The sequence below is a fragment of the Natrinema versiforme JCM 10478 genome (assembly GCF_000337195.1).
In the GTDB taxonomy this organism is placed as follows: Archaea; Halobacteriota; Halobacteria; order Halobacteriales; family Natrialbaceae; genus Natrinema; species Natrinema versiforme.
Map to the genome: position 1 here is coordinate 98,400 of NZ_AOID01000064.1, position 16,381 is coordinate 114,780.

Annotated in this window: 14 protein-coding genes and 3 pseudogenes; 9 read left to right on the forward strand and 8 right to left on the reverse strand. The window is 56.1% G+C overall.

Annotation, left to right across the window (positions count from 1 at the left end):
- Positions 1-83 precede the first annotated feature (83 nt).
- Positions 84-1,070: an asparaginase gene (locus C489_RS21205; RefSeq protein ID WP_006433236.1), complete on the forward strand. Its 987-nt coding sequence runs from the start codon at positions 84-86 to the stop codon at positions 1,068-1,070.
- A 37-nt stretch (positions 1,071-1,107) separates the two neighbouring features.
- Here the strand turns inward: C489_RS21205 and C489_RS21210 are convergent, their stop codons facing one another.
- Both C489_RS21210 and C489_RS21215 read right to left on the reverse strand, forming a co-directional pair.
- Positions 1,108-2,286: an FAD-dependent oxidoreductase gene (locus tag C489_RS21210; RefSeq protein WP_083902865.1), complete on the reverse strand. Its 1,179-nt coding sequence runs from the start codon at positions 2,284-2,286 to the stop codon at positions 1,108-1,110.
- A 126-nt stretch (positions 2,287-2,412) separates the two neighbouring features.
- Positions 2,413-3,064: pseudogene (locus C489_RS21215) on the reverse strand (IS6 family transposase).
- A 156-nt stretch (positions 3,065-3,220) separates the two neighbouring features.
- Between C489_RS21215 and C489_RS20130 the strand changes: the two are divergent.
- Positions 3,221-3,664, forward strand: coding sequence for a universal stress protein (locus tag C489_RS20130; protein WP_049891169.1), 444 nt, complete (start codon positions 3,221-3,223; stop codon positions 3,662-3,664).
- Between the two features lie 140 nt (positions 3,665-3,804).
- On the opposite strand, the pseudogene C489_RS23175 reads toward C489_RS20130, so the two are convergent.
- Positions 3,805-4,213, reverse strand: a pseudogene (locus C489_RS23175) (hypothetical protein); the annotation flags it as partial.
- A gap of 51 nt (positions 4,214-4,264) precedes the next feature.
- Here C489_RS23175 and C489_RS21220 point away from each other — a divergent pair.
- Positions 4,265-4,447 (forward strand): annotated as a pseudogene (locus tag C489_RS21220) (IS6 family transposase); the annotation flags it as partial.
- 46 nt (positions 4,448-4,493) lie between these two features.
- Here C489_RS21220 and C489_RS20140 read toward each other — a convergent pair.
- Both C489_RS20140 and C489_RS20145 read right to left on the reverse strand, forming a co-directional pair.
- Positions 4,494-5,576 carry a DUF2249 domain-containing protein gene (locus C489_RS20140; RefSeq protein ID WP_006433239.1) on the reverse strand — a complete coding sequence of 361 codons (1,083 nt, stop codon included), beginning with the start codon at positions 5,574-5,576 and terminating at the stop codon, positions 4,494-4,496.
- 195 nt (positions 5,577-5,771) lie between these two features.
- Positions 5,772-6,278, reverse strand: coding sequence for a DUF3592 domain-containing protein (locus tag C489_RS20145; protein ID WP_006433240.1), 507 nt, complete (start codon positions 6,276-6,278; stop codon positions 5,772-5,774).
- Between the two features lie 311 nt (positions 6,279-6,589).
- On the opposite strand from C489_RS20145, the gene C489_RS20150 reads away from it, so the two are divergent.
- The 6 genes from C489_RS20150 (at position 6,590) to C489_RS20175 (ending at position 12,546) form a co-directional block, all read left to right on the forward strand.
- The gene (locus C489_RS20150) at positions 6,590-7,018 is read left to right on the forward strand and encodes a universal stress protein (protein ID WP_049891171.1); all 429 of its coding nucleotides are present in this window, start codon (positions 6,590-6,592) and stop codon (positions 7,016-7,018) included.
- A 397-nt stretch (positions 7,019-7,415) separates the two neighbouring features.
- Entirely contained in the window at positions 7,416-7,910 is a 495-nt protein-coding gene (locus C489_RS20155; protein ID WP_006433242.1) for a cation:proton antiporter regulatory subunit, read from the forward strand.
- Between the two features lie 34 nt (positions 7,911-7,944).
- A complete protein-coding gene (locus C489_RS20160; RefSeq protein ID WP_006433243.1) occupies positions 7,945-9,264 on the forward strand; it encodes a cation:proton antiporter in 1,320 nt (439 codons plus the stop codon).
- 565 nt (positions 9,265-9,829) lie between these two features.
- On the forward strand, positions 9,830-10,213 hold the full coding sequence (locus tag C489_RS22990) for a phage NrS-1 polymerase family protein (RefSeq protein WP_338041780.1): 384 nt from the start codon (positions 9,830-9,832) through the stop codon (positions 10,211-10,213).
- A 380-nt stretch (positions 10,214-10,593) separates the two neighbouring features.
- The gene (locus tag C489_RS20170) at positions 10,594-11,313 is read left to right on the forward strand and encodes a DUF2270 domain-containing protein (protein ID WP_006433244.1); all 720 of its coding nucleotides are present in this window, start codon (positions 10,594-10,596) and stop codon (positions 11,311-11,313) included.
- A gap of 396 nt (positions 11,314-11,709) precedes the next feature.
- On the forward strand, positions 11,710-12,546 hold the full coding sequence (locus C489_RS20175) for a formate/nitrite transporter family protein (protein ID WP_006433245.1): 837 nt from the start codon (positions 11,710-11,712) through the stop codon (positions 12,544-12,546).
- Between the two features lie 476 nt (positions 12,547-13,022).
- On the opposite strand, the gene C489_RS20185 is transcribed toward C489_RS20175, so the two are convergent.
- Genes C489_RS20185 through C489_RS20195 form a run of 3 tightly spaced genes read right to left on the reverse strand, consistent with a single transcriptional unit; the run spans position 13,023 to position 16,080 of the window.
- The gene (locus tag C489_RS20185) at positions 13,023-14,318 is read right to left on the reverse strand and encodes a TRAP transporter large permease (protein ID WP_006433247.1); all 1,296 of its coding nucleotides are present in this window, start codon (positions 14,316-14,318) and stop codon (positions 13,023-13,025) included.
- Positions 14,315-14,875: a TRAP transporter small permease gene (locus tag C489_RS20190; protein WP_006433249.1), complete on the reverse strand. Its 561-nt coding sequence runs from the start codon at positions 14,873-14,875 to the stop codon at positions 14,315-14,317. The genes C489_RS20185 and C489_RS20190 overlap by 4 nt, the downstream gene beginning before the upstream one ends.
- A gap of 5 nt (positions 14,876-14,880) precedes the next feature.
- Complete coding sequence (locus C489_RS20195) at positions 14,881-16,080, reverse strand: TRAP transporter substrate-binding protein (RefSeq protein ID WP_239642102.1); 1,200 nt, start codon at positions 16,078-16,080, stop codon at positions 14,881-14,883.
- Positions 16,081-16,381: the final 301 nt, after the last annotated feature.

The window sequence follows — 16,381 nt, forward strand, 5'->3', positions numbered from 1 at the left end:
GCGAGGAGCCTCTCGCTGACAGGAGTGAGTCATGGTCGACATCAATCACAACGGATATACGTTTTGTACGGACAGTACAACGTATGTCGACTGTGTACGTCATTGCCACCGGCGGCACGATCGCGAGTACCTCGAGCGATACCGGGACGGTCCCAACCGAGTCTGTACAGGAGTTAGTACAGGCCTATCCGGAGAGTTTCGAGCACGTTGATATCGAACTGGAGCAACTCACGCAAACTCCGAGTTCGGAGTTGACGATCGACGATCTCGTGACACTGAGTGATCGCGTGCGAGCCGTCGCCGACGATGTCGACGGAATCGTTGTCCTCCACGGAACCGATACGATCGAAGAGACCGCGTACTATCTCGATCTCGTGCTTGATGTTGACATACCAGTCGTTCTCACTGGGGCACAACGGCCGTACGATAGCCGTAGTCCCGACGGGCCAGCAAACCTTCGCGGGGCCCTCGCGGCAGCGAGTCACGATCACGTTCGGACGGGTGCCTACGTCTTCTTCAACGATCGTCTTCACGCAGCACGACCAGTAACGAAAGACCACAGCAGCAATCTCGACGCGTATGGTTCGGGCAACTACGGGCCGGTCGCCGATCGGACACCGAACGGTCTCTGGTTCTACCGTCGACCCGAGAGTCTATCGGTGACGATCCCCACACGAGATATCACGGCGACCGTCGAGGTGGTACCGACGTCGACGGGCACCGATGGGAGACAGATCGCTCACGCCGTCGATTGCGGTGTTGATGGAATCGTCGTTGATGCGCTCGGACTCGGAAATGTTCCCACGAGCGTTGCAGATTCCATCGGTGATGCCGTTGACGACGATGTTGTCGTCGTTATTACGTCGCGGTGTCACAACGGAGTCGTCTCGCCAGTGTACGGTTCAAAAGGAGGCGGCGCTGTTCTCGAAGAAGAGGGTGTGCTATTCGCATCGAACCTTCCCGCCCACAAGGCCCGAATTAAACTCCTAGTAGCCCTGTCACAACAATCAGGGGATACGGTTTTAGAGGCGTTTGATTCCAGTCAAATCGATGGTCATGGGTATGTATGACATATGTCCCTTAAATCGATTGGAATATAATATGTGGTTAGAGGTTAGAACGGATCCGTGTAGCCAACCGCTCCGCGACGGCAAATTCCTGTGACACGGAGAGTGGGGTTGGATCTGGCTCGATAACTTCGCCCACGAGCTTGCTCGCTTTCGCTGCCGATCCCCAAGAGAGGGTCACACCTGCACCGCCGTGGCCACAGTTGTGAACAACTGGACGATCATCGAGAGAGTTGCGTTCAATTCGGACACCATGACCATCCGGATCCCGAACCGGCCGAAAGCCATACCGGCCAGTCAAATTCCCCTCCTTGATGGAAATGCTCGCGTACGTCTTGAGCAATTTGTCGTTGAGTTCGACGATCCGTGATGGCACTTCTACCCCTCCGACTTGTTGGGTGGCACTAGGTATGTGTCCCCTCCATTCTTCACCAGGAGAAACGGGAATTCGACTCCCCCCAAGAACGACCGTATCCATTCGAGGATAGGCGTAGATCTCACCGGTGTATCCGTCCGAAATAGTATTAGGGTTTGGCGTATAGTTGTAGGAGAACAGCTCACCGCAATCGGTACGGATGAGGGAGAGTCCGTCAGCGGTGACTTGATGGCCAACATAAATCATCCATGGCCGCGGATCATCAAATAAGTCCTGCGAGCCAATTCCGGCACAGTTTACCAGAACTTCACCCGGTAATTCACGGCATTTATCGCGGGTAAGGGCACGCTTGTGAACGGTCCCACCGAGCGAATCGTAAAGCGCGTAGCAGCGAGCGATATACGTCGGTAACTCAGCGAAATACGCATCAAACTGCCACCCAAACACGGAAGTAGCGTCCGGTCGGTGAGGATACTGTTCGATGTCAGAAATACGCCGAAAACCACTCACCGTATCCGCGTATCCTGGATCTGGTTGGTCCTCTTCGTACAGCACAAAATGTGGCTGCTGTCGGACGCCCATCGATCCCGCGTCAGCAAAGAGTCCGAATATACCCTGCGAAATCGAAAGAGCGCGTCGCTGTCCGGAGAACGTAACCGACGCTGGCTTGATCGATGCGGCTGCGTACGGCGTCGCGAACTCTGGCGACGATTCATCAACGAATGGTACCTTCTCCGCATAAATTGCAGTATCATATCCTTGGAGTTCGAGATAGATTGCAGTCGTTATGCCGATGACCCCACCACCGATTATGGTGACATCTATGTGTCGTTCGGTTTGCATAGCTTGCTGTACATCTGACCAACGACGCCTCTTACGATATTCGTTTTGATGATCTAGATCGAGCCATAGTAGCTACTGAAATGATTTACACACTGGCACTGTCTAGTTAAGCACCTCCGCTGGCGTCTATCTGTTAAGTGATTGGTGAGGTCGTTGTGTGTTGTAGAAGTGTACGAACTATTCAAGATAGACTCTGGCGCTTGCCCGACTGCCCACCCACGAGTTATGGAAGTGGTCAACTCGCATCTTGACGGTGTGAAACCACTTTTCGATCAGGTTTCTCTCAACATAGTCACGCTGACCGCCAATCCTAATCGAGAGAGGGAAGTCAGATAGCCGTAACCATCGACGAGAAACACTGTGTCGTCGAGATCGTGTTTCTCGGTCAATCGATGGAGGAACGCAGCGGCAGGATCGGTGCCTCGTTGTCCGAACACGGCGACATCAAGAATTAGTCGTGAGTCTACGTCTATTGCAGTATATACCCAAGACCAGATGCCGTTAATATTGACAGAGATTTATCAATGGCGACCTATGACGGCTTAGCCGTCGACGGGTCTGGTACGCTGTCAGCCAGCCGATGTATCTACTACCAGATTGCTTGATGAGAGCGTTCTACACCGATCAAGCGAAGAACCGATTGTGTCTCTCGAAGTGAACAACCGGTTGCGTGGAGACGGACGGCGAACACCCTAATGGGTGTCGCCGTCCGCTCACGCTCCCAAGATTCATCAAATTCCGCTGCGTCGCACTCGCTGAGCAGGTCTGCAAGCGTCATAACCAAACTCGATCTACGACCTGTTCGCTTCTCAAACCGCCCTCACTAGACGGTGCTGGGAGACATATCGAGTACTCCGCTCTCTTTTCTCCCTTCTCTCCCGCCGCGATCCCACACAGGAGTACGTTTAAGTCATGACCACTGTATCACTGATACATGTCTCTCGAAACGGTTCTTCTGGCGTGTAAGCCCGGCGACGAAGGTCAGGGGTCAGAACTCGCGCAGGCGGTACTCGATGTCGCGAAGCCGGCAAACGCTCGAGTGGTGGTCGCCTTCGTATTCACGGAAGATGAATACGAGAACACCAAAATTGGCCTCGGTATCGACGACGAGGCCGAGGTCACGCCCGAGCGAATCGCGACCCAACACGGCACGTTCCGCACCATCGTTGATCGGTTCGACGCCGAGGGGCTCGATTACGAACTGCGGATCAAAATCGGCCCACACGCGACTACCATCGTCAATCTCGCGGCCGATGCGGACCGCGTCGTCATCGGCGGCCAAAAGCGGTCGCCGACCGGGAAGGCGCTTTTCGGCTCGACGACGCAGGAAGTGATGCTCGAGGCGCCGTGTCCGGTCACGTTCGTCCGTCGAGAGTAACGCCACTCTCCGCCGCGAACGAACGGACTCGAGTGTGTGCTCGAACTGACCGTCCAGTTTTGGTAGCATCTTGTTTCGCCAGTTTGGGACGTGACTCGCAGCGCTATTCGGGACGGTTCGAGCCGGGGCATCGAACGCGGCTACTCGAGACGTGCCAGTAGTTGCGTCACGTAGGGACTGTTCCCCCAACTGCGATGGTCGCTAATCGTCGCGATGAGTGCGCGTGCTTCGTTACCGGTCATATGGCTGTTGCGCGCGTAATCACAGCTGAGCCGTAGCGTCGAGACGATCCACGGGCCCTGAAGCGCGGCGTGGACAAATGCAACGTTCGTTCCCCCGAATTTGTCGGTCAGAAACCCATCGACGGCGCGGGCATTCGCGAGCACGATTCGTCGGTCTCTCCATCATCGAGTCCAAGCGTCGGCCGTGAGTCGGGTATTTCCGCTCGCTTGTAGGGAGCGACCACCGTGTAGTGGTCACGCGCGGCGAGGGCGTAGTCGCCGCGGCACCGTGGATGTCCCGATACTGCGTGAGAGCTCGCAGTTCGGCGGTGTTCACATAAGGATTGAATAGTGAGGCGGAGCGTTTTCCGAGTGCTCTCTGCCCGAAACCGCTCGCCTCAACGGTTGTTTAGACGAGATCAACTTAGACTTTATCGAACGAGAAGCGACACCACGATTGCTGATGAAGCTGCGTATTTAGATCTATCTTGCTGTACTTTCACTTTTGAATACTATATCTATTCTTGAGATATTCGGTGTCGAACGTGCTCGGCGGACAGTGGAACGATCCCTGCTCGAGACCACCGAATCGACGGGCTGCAAAGGGTCTAGAACGGCGCGTTAGGCTCCGTTCTATCATCTGCTGAGTTTTCGTTCGCGCTGAATTCGGTACCAGCTACGTTCGCCTTCCCGATCACGACACGGAACTCGCCCGACTCTCGCTTGCGATACTCCCAGCGGAATTCCGGCCCGGCTTCGGCATCGAACTGGTGGTACAGCGGCTTGGGATCGTGGTCGTTTACGAGGACGAATCCCTCGCCGCCGGCCAACTCGGCGTACGCATCGAAGATCCGTTCGTGGCGTTGGGCGGGCGGCAGATCGCGAACGTCGAGTTCCTCAGTTATCTCGAGCGATTCCTCGTCGGTCGCTGAGTCGGTTCCGTCGGCTTCGGCGTCGTTCGAGGTCCCGTCATCGGCCTCGCTTCGCTTCGTGATGTGAACGCGGCAGCGCCCCGGCTCTTGGGCGACGATATTCCACTCGAAGGTATCGCCGTACTGCTGGCGGAACTCCTGTCGGAGCGGCCGCGGCTCGTGCGGTGCGATCAGTTCCATCGTGCCATCCTCGGGAATCATACCGTACCGATGGTGGATCGTCGGGTGGCGCTCCTGTTTCGGGATCTTCCGAACGTCGTATCGAGTGACGACATCCTCGTCGTCGGCCGTTGATTCCGCCGTCTTGACGATCTCGACTCGCCACTCGCCGCCGCCCTCGTTTACGTACTCCCAGTCGACGATGTCCCCGTGCATCGAACGGAGCTCGTGATACAACGGTTTGGGATCGTGATCGTTCACGAGGACGACCCCCTCGTCGGCACCCAAGCGATCGAACATCTCGAGGAGCACCTCGTGACGACGCTGCGGTTTTAAGTCGCGAACATCGATCGTGCCGAGGTCCCCCTCAAGCGAGTCCCCAATGGTCACCTCGAGTTCCCGCGGTTCCGCGTCCGGGTGCTCGTACTCCCACTCGAGGGTACGGTCGTGCTCGAGTTGGTAGCGAACCAAGTGTGGGTCGAGGTCTGTTGGGGCCACTATCTCGATGTCGTCGCCGGGCTCGCTCCCGTCGAATGCGTCGAAGAGTCGTGTCCGATACTCGTCGGCGGGCCGACCGCGCAAGTCGATTTCGATCGTCATTCTCGTAGTGGATACTCTCGGGCTGGTCGGATGGCCCCTGTGCCGAACCTGTTCGGTGTACAAGTTCCTGAGCCGGACGTTCTGCCATTCGTGTCGGTCCGGTAGACGAAGGCTTCTATGTCGAAGACACAGGGAACGAGTTCCCACCCCACGAACGCGACCACGTGTTTGGACACGGATATACGATGTGTCTGGCTACGGCTTCCGGTATCCAATGAAGAGAGATCGGCCACCGAAGAGCATGGATATCACACCGATCCCAACAGCGATGACCGGGCCGTTCGACCGTTGGTTCTTGAGGAACGCATCTCCCGGTGACTCGGGGGGAATATACGCTGTGGCAGTACTGTTGGTTTCGTACTCGTCGACGACATCCATTGCTGCGGATTGCGTGTCGTACGACGGTCTCACTGTCGCCGGGTACACATTGGTCGATGTGTACGATTGACCTTGATACGTATACTCGAACCGAACAGTTGGATAGTAGTCGGTGCTCGTACTCGACCCAGTACTATCAGACTCGACACCCGTCTCGATAATCGTTGCATCCACTGAGACCGCAGTATCTATTGCCTGTTCCTGCTGGAAGTAGTCGTACCCTCCATAGCCAGTGACCGCGAGGCCAATGAAGAGGAATAACAGTCCGCCACGGACTGGATCTATATCTCGATCACCGATAGTGATACTAGACTCAGAGGCCACAGGTGACGTGTCAGTAATATACTAGCATAAGCGTACCGACTCACACCCAGCCACTACAGTACTGTACTAGTGATCGAGGGCCCCGCCTATCGAACGGCTTACTCGGCCTTCTTCGTGAGTACTGTCCCGGAATTCCGATGCTGTCTCGACAGAGCAATCGAGTCCCTGTCCATCAACAGCTACCAACGAACTCCTCGCTACTGGAAGTTACGACTGGTCGGGATGAGCGACACTACAATAGCTACTTTCGTGAACCAATCCCTTACAACCAAACCCACATTTATTTACCTCCCAACATCTAAGGATATCATATGACAATTATTGCTTCAGTTGATGACGAGGAGAGGTCGAAAGCAGTAGTGAAGGAAGCGGCGACGTTAGCCGACCGCTTTGACGAACCGCTTCACGTCGTCTCCGTGTATGAAGAGTCGGAGCACGATCATCTCCTCAATGAGAAAGTCAACATCGATGAAAAGCCGACGGATGAGGACAGAAAAGAAAGCGCTCGAACGGTCGCCGAACGGGCTTCCGAGGGGATTTCGCGGGAACGCGAAGTGATCGGACGAACGGGAAATACCGCCGAAGAAATCCTGAACTATGCTACTGAAGTAGATTCCCGATATATCGTGCTGGGCGGACGGAAACGATCGCCGGTCGGCAAGGCGCTATTCGGAAGCGTCACCCAATCGATCCTTCTGGACGCGGACCGACCGGTAGTCGCGGTAATGGACGGCAATTGATCCGCTCTGCCATGTGATCTCCCCAGATCATCCGTTGGTTCACCAGAAGGCGTTTGACGACTCCGACCCCCTCTGAAATGCGAGTACCGGTAGCGTCGGACCGGGGAACGTATTGGCGGCCGTTTTCGGATCATCCGCCGTTCGGAGGCGGACCGTCCCGCGTGGCTGATGAATCGCTGATCGGCAATCCATAGTATTTCAATATTATAATTCCGCTTACGGCACGTCGTTAGCTGTTTCGTTCGAACGGCTCTGGTGGGCGGAACAGTGGCCTCTCTCCCTTCTGAGATGGTTGGAAGATCCTTCCAGATGCAGATGTCTTCCAATACGACAGAGGCGACTGCGATCGGACGACCGGGACACGCCATTTATTATCACGCCCTCGCTTTGATGACGTATGACTGTCTACGAGAGCGATCTTCCCGGCGTCGGAAAGAAGTTCGAAATCGAACTCGATGACGGGGAGCGCCTCGTCATCGTGACCCATAACACGGGGAAACGAGAGGTGTACCTGAAAGCGGACGCGGACGCCGACAGCGAGAAGGTATTCGAGGCGTCGGATCGTCTGGCCCGGAAAATCGGCACGATTCTGGAAGGGGCGTACTTCCAGCCAGTGCAGGCCGAACAGGTGGAGACGATGCTCTCCGACGATACCTACCTCGAGTGGTACGGCGTCTCAGAGACCGCCGAAGTCGCCGGCCAGACTCTCGCAGAGGCGGACATTCGCGACCGGACGGGCGTCTCCATCGTCGCCATTCAGCGCGGCGAGGAGTTGATTTCACCGCCGACGCCGGAGACGGTCCTCGAGGTCGATGACACGCTGGTCGTCATCGGCGACCGCGAGGACTGCGCTCAGTTCGAGGAACTGCTCGGAGCCGGACTCGACGAGTGATCGCGACGAATGTTCTTGCTCGAGGTGAGCGCTAGTGGCCACTGAAACGGCGCTCGTCGATGTCGGCATCCTGTTTACTGCGGTCGCCATAGCCGGTGTCTGCTCGAGTCGGATCGATCAGTCGGTGATCCCGTTCTACATCATTGTCGGGGTGTTGCTGGGATCGAACGTACTCGGTGAACTCCCCGCGCTTGCCGGCAACGAGGTTGGGATCGGTAGCATCGCCGTCACTGTTCCCGAGGTGACGATCGGTGGCGTCAATCTCCTGGCCACAGTCGGCGGACTCGCGCTCGGCGAAACCGACTTCATCGTCGTCGGTGCAGAAATCGGGATCGTCCTCCTCCTGTTCTTCCTCGGCCTCGAGTTCAACCTGAGCCGATTGATCGCGAGCAAAGATCGGATCGGAAAAGCAGGATCCGTCGATCTAACCATCAACTTTGGTACCGGGTTGGTGTTCGGCTATCTCGTCTTCGGAACCTTCCTCGCGGCCTTCCTGATGGCAGGAATCGTCTACATCTCCTCGAGCGCGATCATCACGAAGTCACTGATCGATCTGGGCTGGATCGCCAATGACGAGTCCGAACCGATGCTCGGCACGCTCGTCTACGAGGACCTGTTTATTGCCGTCTACCTAGCGATTGCGTCCGCACTGGTCTTCGGTGGCGGTAATATCGGGGAAGCCGCGGGACAGATCGGGATCGCGGTCGCGGTCATCGTCGCTCTGCTCGCGCTGGTCACCTACGGCACCGGCTTCTTTCAGCGCTTTCTCGACGCCGACACGAACGAGTTCATCGTCGTCCGCGCGCTCGGAGTCACGATCCTTGTGGCCGGCATCGCGTACGCGCTCGGGGTCAGCGAGGCCGTCGCCGCCTTCTTCGTCGGCATGGCCTTCTCCTCGACCGATCACGTCCACGACTTAGAGCAGTTGCTCGAGCCGCTGCGAGACGCGTTCGCAGCGATATTCTTCTTCTGGATCGGGCTCGTCACTGATCCGGGACTGTTCACGGTTTCGATTCTCGGAATGATCGTCGCCGCTGTGATCGTGACGACGCCGACGAAGATCGTGACTGGCTACCTCGGTGGACGGATATACGGGCTCGACGACCGCCGGTCGCTACGGGTCGGGTTCGGAATGACCACCCGCGGCGAATTCTCGCTGATCATCGCGAGTCTTGCCCTCTCCGGGGCCGGAAGCGGTATGGCAGCGGAGACAGCACAGACCATCTATGCCTTTACCGTCGGCTATGTCCTCGTTATGAGTATCCTCGGAACGTCGCTCATGCAGTACTCGAGCCGCATCGAACCTGTCGCCATCTCGTTGTTCGAACGGGTCCGCAGCGGAACGACACGGTAACCAGTGTCCCTTGAACTGGGCGACGATGATGAGACCGCTGCACAAGTTCGTGTACGTCTCAGAGTTGACTCAGAAACCCCTCCCTCAACGAGCGAGTCCGCAGGACGAGCGAAGTAGGGTAGTTCATTTCTACTTGTGGATCAATCAGCAATTCGGCCGTATATAGCCATCTCTACCATATATTCTCCGTCTTCTCAGATCTTGTCCGGGGTAATTGATTGTCCGGGGTAAACCAATCTACGGATGTCCGGGGTAAGAACCACCAGACAGGAGTACTGTCCGGGATGAAATCTGGCCAAAAACCAACTAGTATACAACGGGTTATCCCCGTTGGACAGGGTAGCGAACAGCCCACTGGATTTCGGTGTGTTCGTTAAATCGTGAGTCCGATACTGAGATCTCTCCGTCGGGCACTGGGTTCTTGTGATCATCAAGGGGGGACTCCCAGATGGGCGGAACACCGTGGCAGTATCGAACTGTACGACACTGCTCGGTTTTCACCGCGATTGGCGATCGCCTTGAGGACGCGCCAACTCGCGGTGCTCGTCGACAGGGAGCACTCGAGGTGATCCACCGGGAGTACGTCAAGACTCTGAATGGTTCAGGGCACGAATCTGGGGCCGAGAGCACCACTGATGAGCAGACAACAATGACAACCAGTGCGTCCGATGCCAATATTGGCCTCGAGGAGGAGGAGGACCTGCTCGAGCGGGTACGGAACGCATCGAACGGCAAGAAGTTCGAGCAGCTGTGGCGTGGCTCGACTGCCGGCTACGAAAGTCAGTCAGACGCGGGTATGGCACGCTGTTGTCTGCTGGCGTTCTGGACTGGTGGGGATCAGCAGCAGATAGACTGCCCCTTCCGCCAATCGGGGCTACTCCGAGGTAGGGGGACGAAGTCCATTACGCAGACGGTTCTACCTACGGTGAGAAGACCATCGAACGAGTGATTGCCACCACCTCCGAGTTCTACGACTCGGACACTCGAGAGACAGCAATCGAATCTGTTCCCAGAACGAGCGAGTCGTCGACTACTGCTAGCCGTGACGAATCGGAGCGGAATCAGAACCGTGCGGATCTGGTCGAGATGAACCAACTGGTGACCGATCGTGTCGACGAACTGGAGACCGCGCTCGAACAGAAAAATGAGCGTATAGATCGTCTCGAGGCAACGATTGAGGATCTCAAAACCAAACTTGCAGAGCGTAACCGAGAGGTTGAGCGGACTCGAGTAAGTAGGTGTGCGTACTGTTCGATGTTCTCCAGTACATGACACTCAGATTGCGCAGTCAGCATAACTACTTATGAAGCGAGGAGATGTCTCTCCTTCATGACCGATTCGAGTAGCGACGAGTTCGACCCAACAGCACCGGACCAACGGGAGATCGGCCGCGAAATGGTCGACGACAGTACGGGACTCGGTTCGGTAATGGCCCACGCCTACCGCGGGGAGATAGACCGAGTGGGGACGTGGCGGCAGCGCCTCGACGAAACGACGAAGTGGGCAGTGACGCTGATGGCAGCAATCTTGACGTGGGCGTTCTCGAGTACCGATAATCCACACTATATCTTGCTGATCGGGATCGTTGTCGTCACAATCTTTCTGAGCATCGAAGCACGACGGTACCGGGACTACGATGTCTTTCGCTCTCGTACGCGAGTCATCCAAGAGAACCTGCTCGCAAATGCCCTCGATCCGTCTCAAGGCATTGAAAGTCACGACTGGCGAGCGGAACTGAGTAAGGACTATCGCAGGCCGACGCTGAAAGTCTCATTACACGAAGCACTTGCAAACCGGCTCCGGCGTGTGTACCTTGCTCTGCTCAGTGTCCTATTGATCGCATGGGTCTTCAGGATTACAGCGTTCGCGCCGCGCCAAGACTGGCTGGCAACTGCTGGAATCGACCGTATTTCTGGGATTGCTGTGGTTGCTGTTGTGGGTGTGTTCTACGTCGTATTGCTGGGTGTCACTTTCTGGCCTCACGAGCGTCATGCCAAGGGTGAATTCCGTGAAGGGGACCCGGACGACTGGAAAGAGACAGACCGATAAATCCGTTCTATGTACTGAACGGCAACTACGTGTGGATTGAACGTTGACATGTATGAATTATATGTGGAATATATGTACAATAGTGTTACTAATTAGATAGAATTTAGATCGGATCGAATAGAAATCCACTATAATACTGTTTAGTCTTGATATGATCCTCAACTCAATATCTGATCTTGCTCCACAAGCGTCGCGAGTCTCCGTGGCGTTTCGCCACGAAGGCTGTGACATGTAAACCACAGAGCCATATAGAACTAGAGCTACATGACTTACAGTCTTCGTCAACGTAATGTTTTAATACAGGAAATGGATCTGTTGATTATTCTCGGAATTCTCAGCTAACTCCATAAACACCCAACTTCAAGCCTGTTCCAGTGAAACCAATTTAAACAGAAAATGGGCACAGAGTCCGATGCACCGGAGGGCGCTTCACTCTCGTATAGAAAAATCCTTGAACGGGAGATGGAAAGTGCACTCAAGGAGATCAATCGCCCTCCCAAAGGCGTGTTTCTCTCCGGCTTGTCGGCAGGGCTCAACCTGAGCTTCGGTGCCTTGCTCATGGCGATGGCACTGACCTTTTCCGGGGGATTCGAATCAAAATTGGTACAGCAAGTCACGTTAGGCGGTGTGTCTTCGATTGCGTTCTTATTCGTCGTCATCGGGCAAACGGAACTGTTCACCGCCCATTCAACGATGGCGATTCTACCGGTACTCGATGGCCGAGCGACAATCGGCGAACTATGTCGCGTCTGGACCGTCACACTCGTCGCAAATCTCATCGGCTGCGTGCTATTTGCCGGTCTAATCACTCTCGTTGGCCCACCATTGGGTATTATCGATGCAGATGCCTTTGGAACATTAGCATCTGCATTGCTTCCATACTCGTGGTGGGTAATCTTCCTGAGTGGAATGATTGCTGGCTGGCTAATGGGGTTAGTGACGTGGCTGTCTGCGGCGAGCCGGGACACGGTCAGCCGAATTCTCTTCGTAATTATCGTCACGGCGGTCATCGGCTCCGGGCCCTTCCATCACAGCATTCTCGGAACGACGGAAGTCCTCTCTGCGATATTCTTGGGACAAGATGTCACGTTCGGTGAATACGGCCACTTTCTCCTCTGGACGACGTCCGGCAACATTGTCGGCGGAGCCGTCTTTGTCGGGCTACTCAACTATGGACATATCGCGCTAGCTGGTGAGAAACAGGATATTGAATTCGATGCAACAGAGGAGTGACCTCAACTATCGCTCTGTCTTCAACAGACCGATTCTGACAGTATCCAGAGAAGCAGAGTCCTGCACCGATAACTGTACTATCAACGGCAACTACGTGTGCGAACTTATCGGATTTTCACTGACCGCAAACGTTATACCGGTATAGAAGTTATTATTATGATATGTATGGGACTGTTCGGGATTCGCTTGAAGACTGGTATAATCCGAGTATTCAGTCTGCGGCGATTGTCTTGATGGGTTCGAGTTTTAGCCTCTTTCTGTTCCTCAACAGTCCCGATTTTACAAACCCATACTACGTTTTCGGAGTCGGAGTGATGGGCTTCGCAATCGTCTTTGCGGCGCTTATGCTCATTTCTGTGCTACTGAAGCGCCGATAGACTACTACCCTGCACCGTGCAATGGTCTTCTCAGGCGTAGTGCGAGACATTTATTATTATAAATATAGATACCGATCGGAGAATTGGAAGACAATATCCTCAGGCGAGGAAATTGATCTCGGGAAAGGCGAGCAGAACGAATAGGAGCGCCAGCAGACCGCCGAGAAACGGGAGAGCTCGGTACGCGACGATCATGTAGTCGATGTCTGTGAGTCCGCTGATGATGTAGAGGTTCAGCCCGTACGGAGGCGTGATGAAGCCGATTGCGTCCCCCAGAATGAAGATGACGCCCCAGGTGACTGGATCGAGACCGATCTCAAGTGCCGCAGGCGTCAGCAGCGGTGCCGTCAGTACGACGTTCGGAATCGACGCCAGGGCCAGGCCCGCGATCAACACAGTTGCGACGAGCGCGACGATAATGAGCCAGTCCGATCCCAACGAGAGGATCGCTTCCGAAACGGCGTCCTGAAGGTTGAGATACGCCAGGTTCTGCTGGACGAGTACGGCGATGACGATGATCGGCATCAGCACGCCGACCAGTACGAGCGACGTGTAGCCGGCCCTGACCATTTCGCTTCCGCTTCGGAGTCGGCCGGTGACGACCGCCGTCACGAGGATGTAGAGCACGGCGACGGACGCCGATTCCGCGGGCGAAAAGATCCCTGCGAAGATGCCGCCCAGCAGAATGATGATCGCGCCGAGCCCGATCTTCGCTTTCCAAGCGGTCTCCGCGACGTTTCGCGCTTCGAAATCGTATGCGTCCGTATCGATGCCGTAATCGAACCGATTTGAGACAAACATATTGATTCCCAGTAGAATACCCATCATCGCTATCCCGGGAACGATGCCGGCGATGAACAGATCCGGAATCGAGACACCGAAAGTGACACCGTAGACGATGAGCATGATGCTCGGCGGGAGCACGCTCCCGATCGTTCCGCCGGATGCGATCGTGGCCGCTGCGTATCCCGGCTCGTACCCTTCTTCCTCCATCGACGGATAGAGCGCCTGACCGACGGACGCGGTCGTCGCGGCGTTCGATCCCGTGATCGCCGAGAAGATCGCCGACGTCCCGATGACCGTGTTCCCGGTGCTCCCGGGGAGCCAGCCGAGACAGGCCCGCGAAAACGAAACGATGTCTCTGGAGACATCCGCCTTCCTGAAGAGATCGCCGACGAGAATGAACAGTGGAATCGCGATGTAGGTGAACGACTCCAGCTCCGAGAAGGCTGTGATCGACATGTTCGCCATCGAGAATCCAGGAACGAAGAGGTAGAACGCGACGACCCAGAGACCGAAGGAGAGCACGAGCGGCACACCGAGTGCGAACAACAGGACGCTGACGATCGCGACCGCCAATAGGAGCACCTCGAGCGGGAGGCTCGCGGCGATCATTCGTCTCTCACCCCGATTTGCGGGTCCGGATGGATATCGTCACCGTTACGATAGGCGATCGTCGTGGTGATCGCCTGCTGGATCACGCGAAGCAAGATCAGCCCCGTCCCGACCGGCACGGCGAGATAGAAGTGGGCCTGCATCACGTTCTCGGTGCCGACGACCATCCGTCCGGACTCGAGCGTCTGGACGAACTCCGGGAGCGAGTACCAGAAGATCGCGCCGATAACGAGGATCCAGAGCAGCCACTCGATCACGTACATGGCGTACTGGCCGCCCCCCGAGAGCTTCGACCGAAACAGCGTAAACCGGAAGTACGACTGGTGGCGGAGACCGAACGACGCCGCGAGCCACGCGATCCAGACGAACAGTCCCTGCGCAACTTCGAACCCCCAGTCGATCGTCCACGCGAAGAACGTGCGACCGACGATGTCCGTGACTGTGATGGCCAGCACTACCATCAACAGCGTCAGTGCGAGCATCCCCTCGAAGTACTTCTCGAGATACTCGAGCCAGGACGGAAACCGAACGTCGCTCGTTTCCGTTATCGTTGACATAGTCGTTAGATCTCCTCGAGGTAGTCGTCCCACCACGCATCGATGCTAAACTCGGACGGCGACTCTGGAGCGCTGCTCTCGCGGGCGATTTCGTAGACCCGCTCGTAGAAGTCGTCGGGCGTCTCCTCGAAGTTATTGAGCAGTTCCCGTTCGGGCTCCCACTTCTCAGGGTTCTGTTGTGGATCGAGCGGATCGACCCACGCCTGTTGCTCGTCGTCGTCGAGGATGTTCACTGTCACGCCGAACTCGTCCCACGCCGAGCCATCTGGCGGCGACTCCTGTTGCCCGACACGTTCGTCGACCAGTTCGTCGGCCTGCGCGACCGCTTCTTCGGTCGTCTCCCGCGTGACCTCGGCGATCAGGTCTCGATGCTCGTCCGGGAGCGACTGCAGCCAGTCCGTGTTCACCCACAGGGTCCCTTGCCCGCACATGAATCCCACGTCGACGACCTGATCGATGACCGGCCCCATTCCGGAGCCGATTGCGACCGACGACCACGTTTCGAGTCCTTGGACGACGCCGGTCTCCATTCCCTGAACGGTGTCGCCCCACGATACTTCGGTCGGCGTCGCGCTCCAAGTCCCAAGGGACTCGTCCGCGGCCCGCGACGCGGTCCGACGAATGATCAGGCCCTCGAGTTGCTCCGGTCGTCTGAGGTCGCCGCCGATCTGTTCCGTCCCGCCTTCGGAGATGAAGACATCCCGAAGCGCGGGCGTCCAGTAATAGAACGGAAGGACGTTGTACTTCCGCGCGAACGGAAGCCAGAAATTCTCCCAGGCGTATTCGTGTGTGATCGTATGCGTGATCGACTCCGGCGACGGAAACGTGTACGGAACGAGCCAGATCTGGTTTTCTGGAAAGAACGCCGTCGAGTTTCCGATCGACCCGTAGCCGGCCTCGATGACCTGACTCTGAACTTTCGTTCCGCAACTCGCCGAGCTGCAAATCTGGTTGTCCGGCTGGATGATCATCGTTAGTTCGCCGTCTGATTCCTCTTCGAGGCGGTCGGCAATCGCGAACGACGCCGACGGCGAGATGCAGTCCAAGCAGTTGTCGTCTGGGTTCCCGAGCTCGCCGACCGTGAACTCCCCGTTACTCTCTTGGCTGTCAGTAAGTGAACTCAGACAACCGGCCATTCCTGTAGTGATTGTTGCTCCACCAGTACCAAGCAACGCTCGCCGCGTCCAGTTGTTGCTACTTGTCATTCTGAACCACCACCGTGCTATGATGCTGATCCTCTCTATCGGATATCATACTCACAACAGCTTTGAGTCCGGGTTGGGGGTGTGTATTAGGCTTGCACATCCAACTCAACCAACAGATGTCATTTCTTCTGAATAGGATCCCTATAATGATTAACTCAGATAATCACATAGAGTCCAGTAGTAGTGGTCGAAGATCAGAAAGCAGCGTAAGAGGAAGGACTGCTCGCGTCGTGTATCTCATCCTAACGGCGTAATTGATGAATCAGGACTGGACAGGAATCCACTTGGACGTGTGGAGATG

Bases quoted from the DNA above. Each gene is read 5' to 3' on its own strand.
- C489_RS21205 (WP_006433236.1), top strand. From the start codon at position 84: ATGTCGACTGTGTACGTCATTGCCACCGGCGGCACGATCGCGAGTACC.
- C489_RS21210 (WP_083902865.1), bottom strand. From the start codon at position 2,286: ATGCAAACCGAACGACACATAGATGTCACCATAATCGGTGGTGGGGTC.
- C489_RS20130 (WP_049891169.1), top strand. From the start codon at position 3,221: ATGTCTCTCGAAACGGTTCTTCTGGCGTGTAAGCCCGGCGACGAAGGT.
- C489_RS20140 (WP_006433239.1), bottom strand. From the start codon at position 5,576: ATGACGATCGAAATCGACTTGCGCGGTCGGCCCGCCGACGAGTATCGG.
- C489_RS20150 (WP_049891171.1), top strand. From the start codon at position 6,590: ATGACAATTATTGCTTCAGTTGATGACGAGGAGAGGTCGAAAGCAGTA.
- C489_RS20155 (WP_006433242.1), top strand. From the start codon at position 7,416: ATGACTGTCTACGAGAGCGATCTTCCCGGCGTCGGAAAGAAGTTCGAA.
- C489_RS20170 (WP_006433244.1), top strand. From the start codon at position 10,594: ATGACCGATTCGAGTAGCGACGAGTTCGACCCAACAGCACCGGACCAA.
- C489_RS20175 (WP_006433245.1), top strand. From the start codon at position 11,710: ATGGGCACAGAGTCCGATGCACCGGAGGGCGCTTCACTCTCGTATAGA.
- C489_RS20185 (WP_006433247.1), bottom strand. From the start codon at position 14,318: ATGATCGCCGCGAGCCTCCCGCTCGAGGTGCTCCTATTGGCGGTCGCG.
- C489_RS20190 (WP_006433249.1), bottom strand. From the start codon at position 14,875: ATGTCAACGATAACGGAAACGAGCGACGTTCGGTTTCCGTCCTGGCTC.
- C489_RS20195 (WP_239642102.1), bottom strand. From the start codon at position 16,080: ATGACAAGTAGCAACAACTGGACGCGGCGAGCGTTGCTTGGTACTGGT.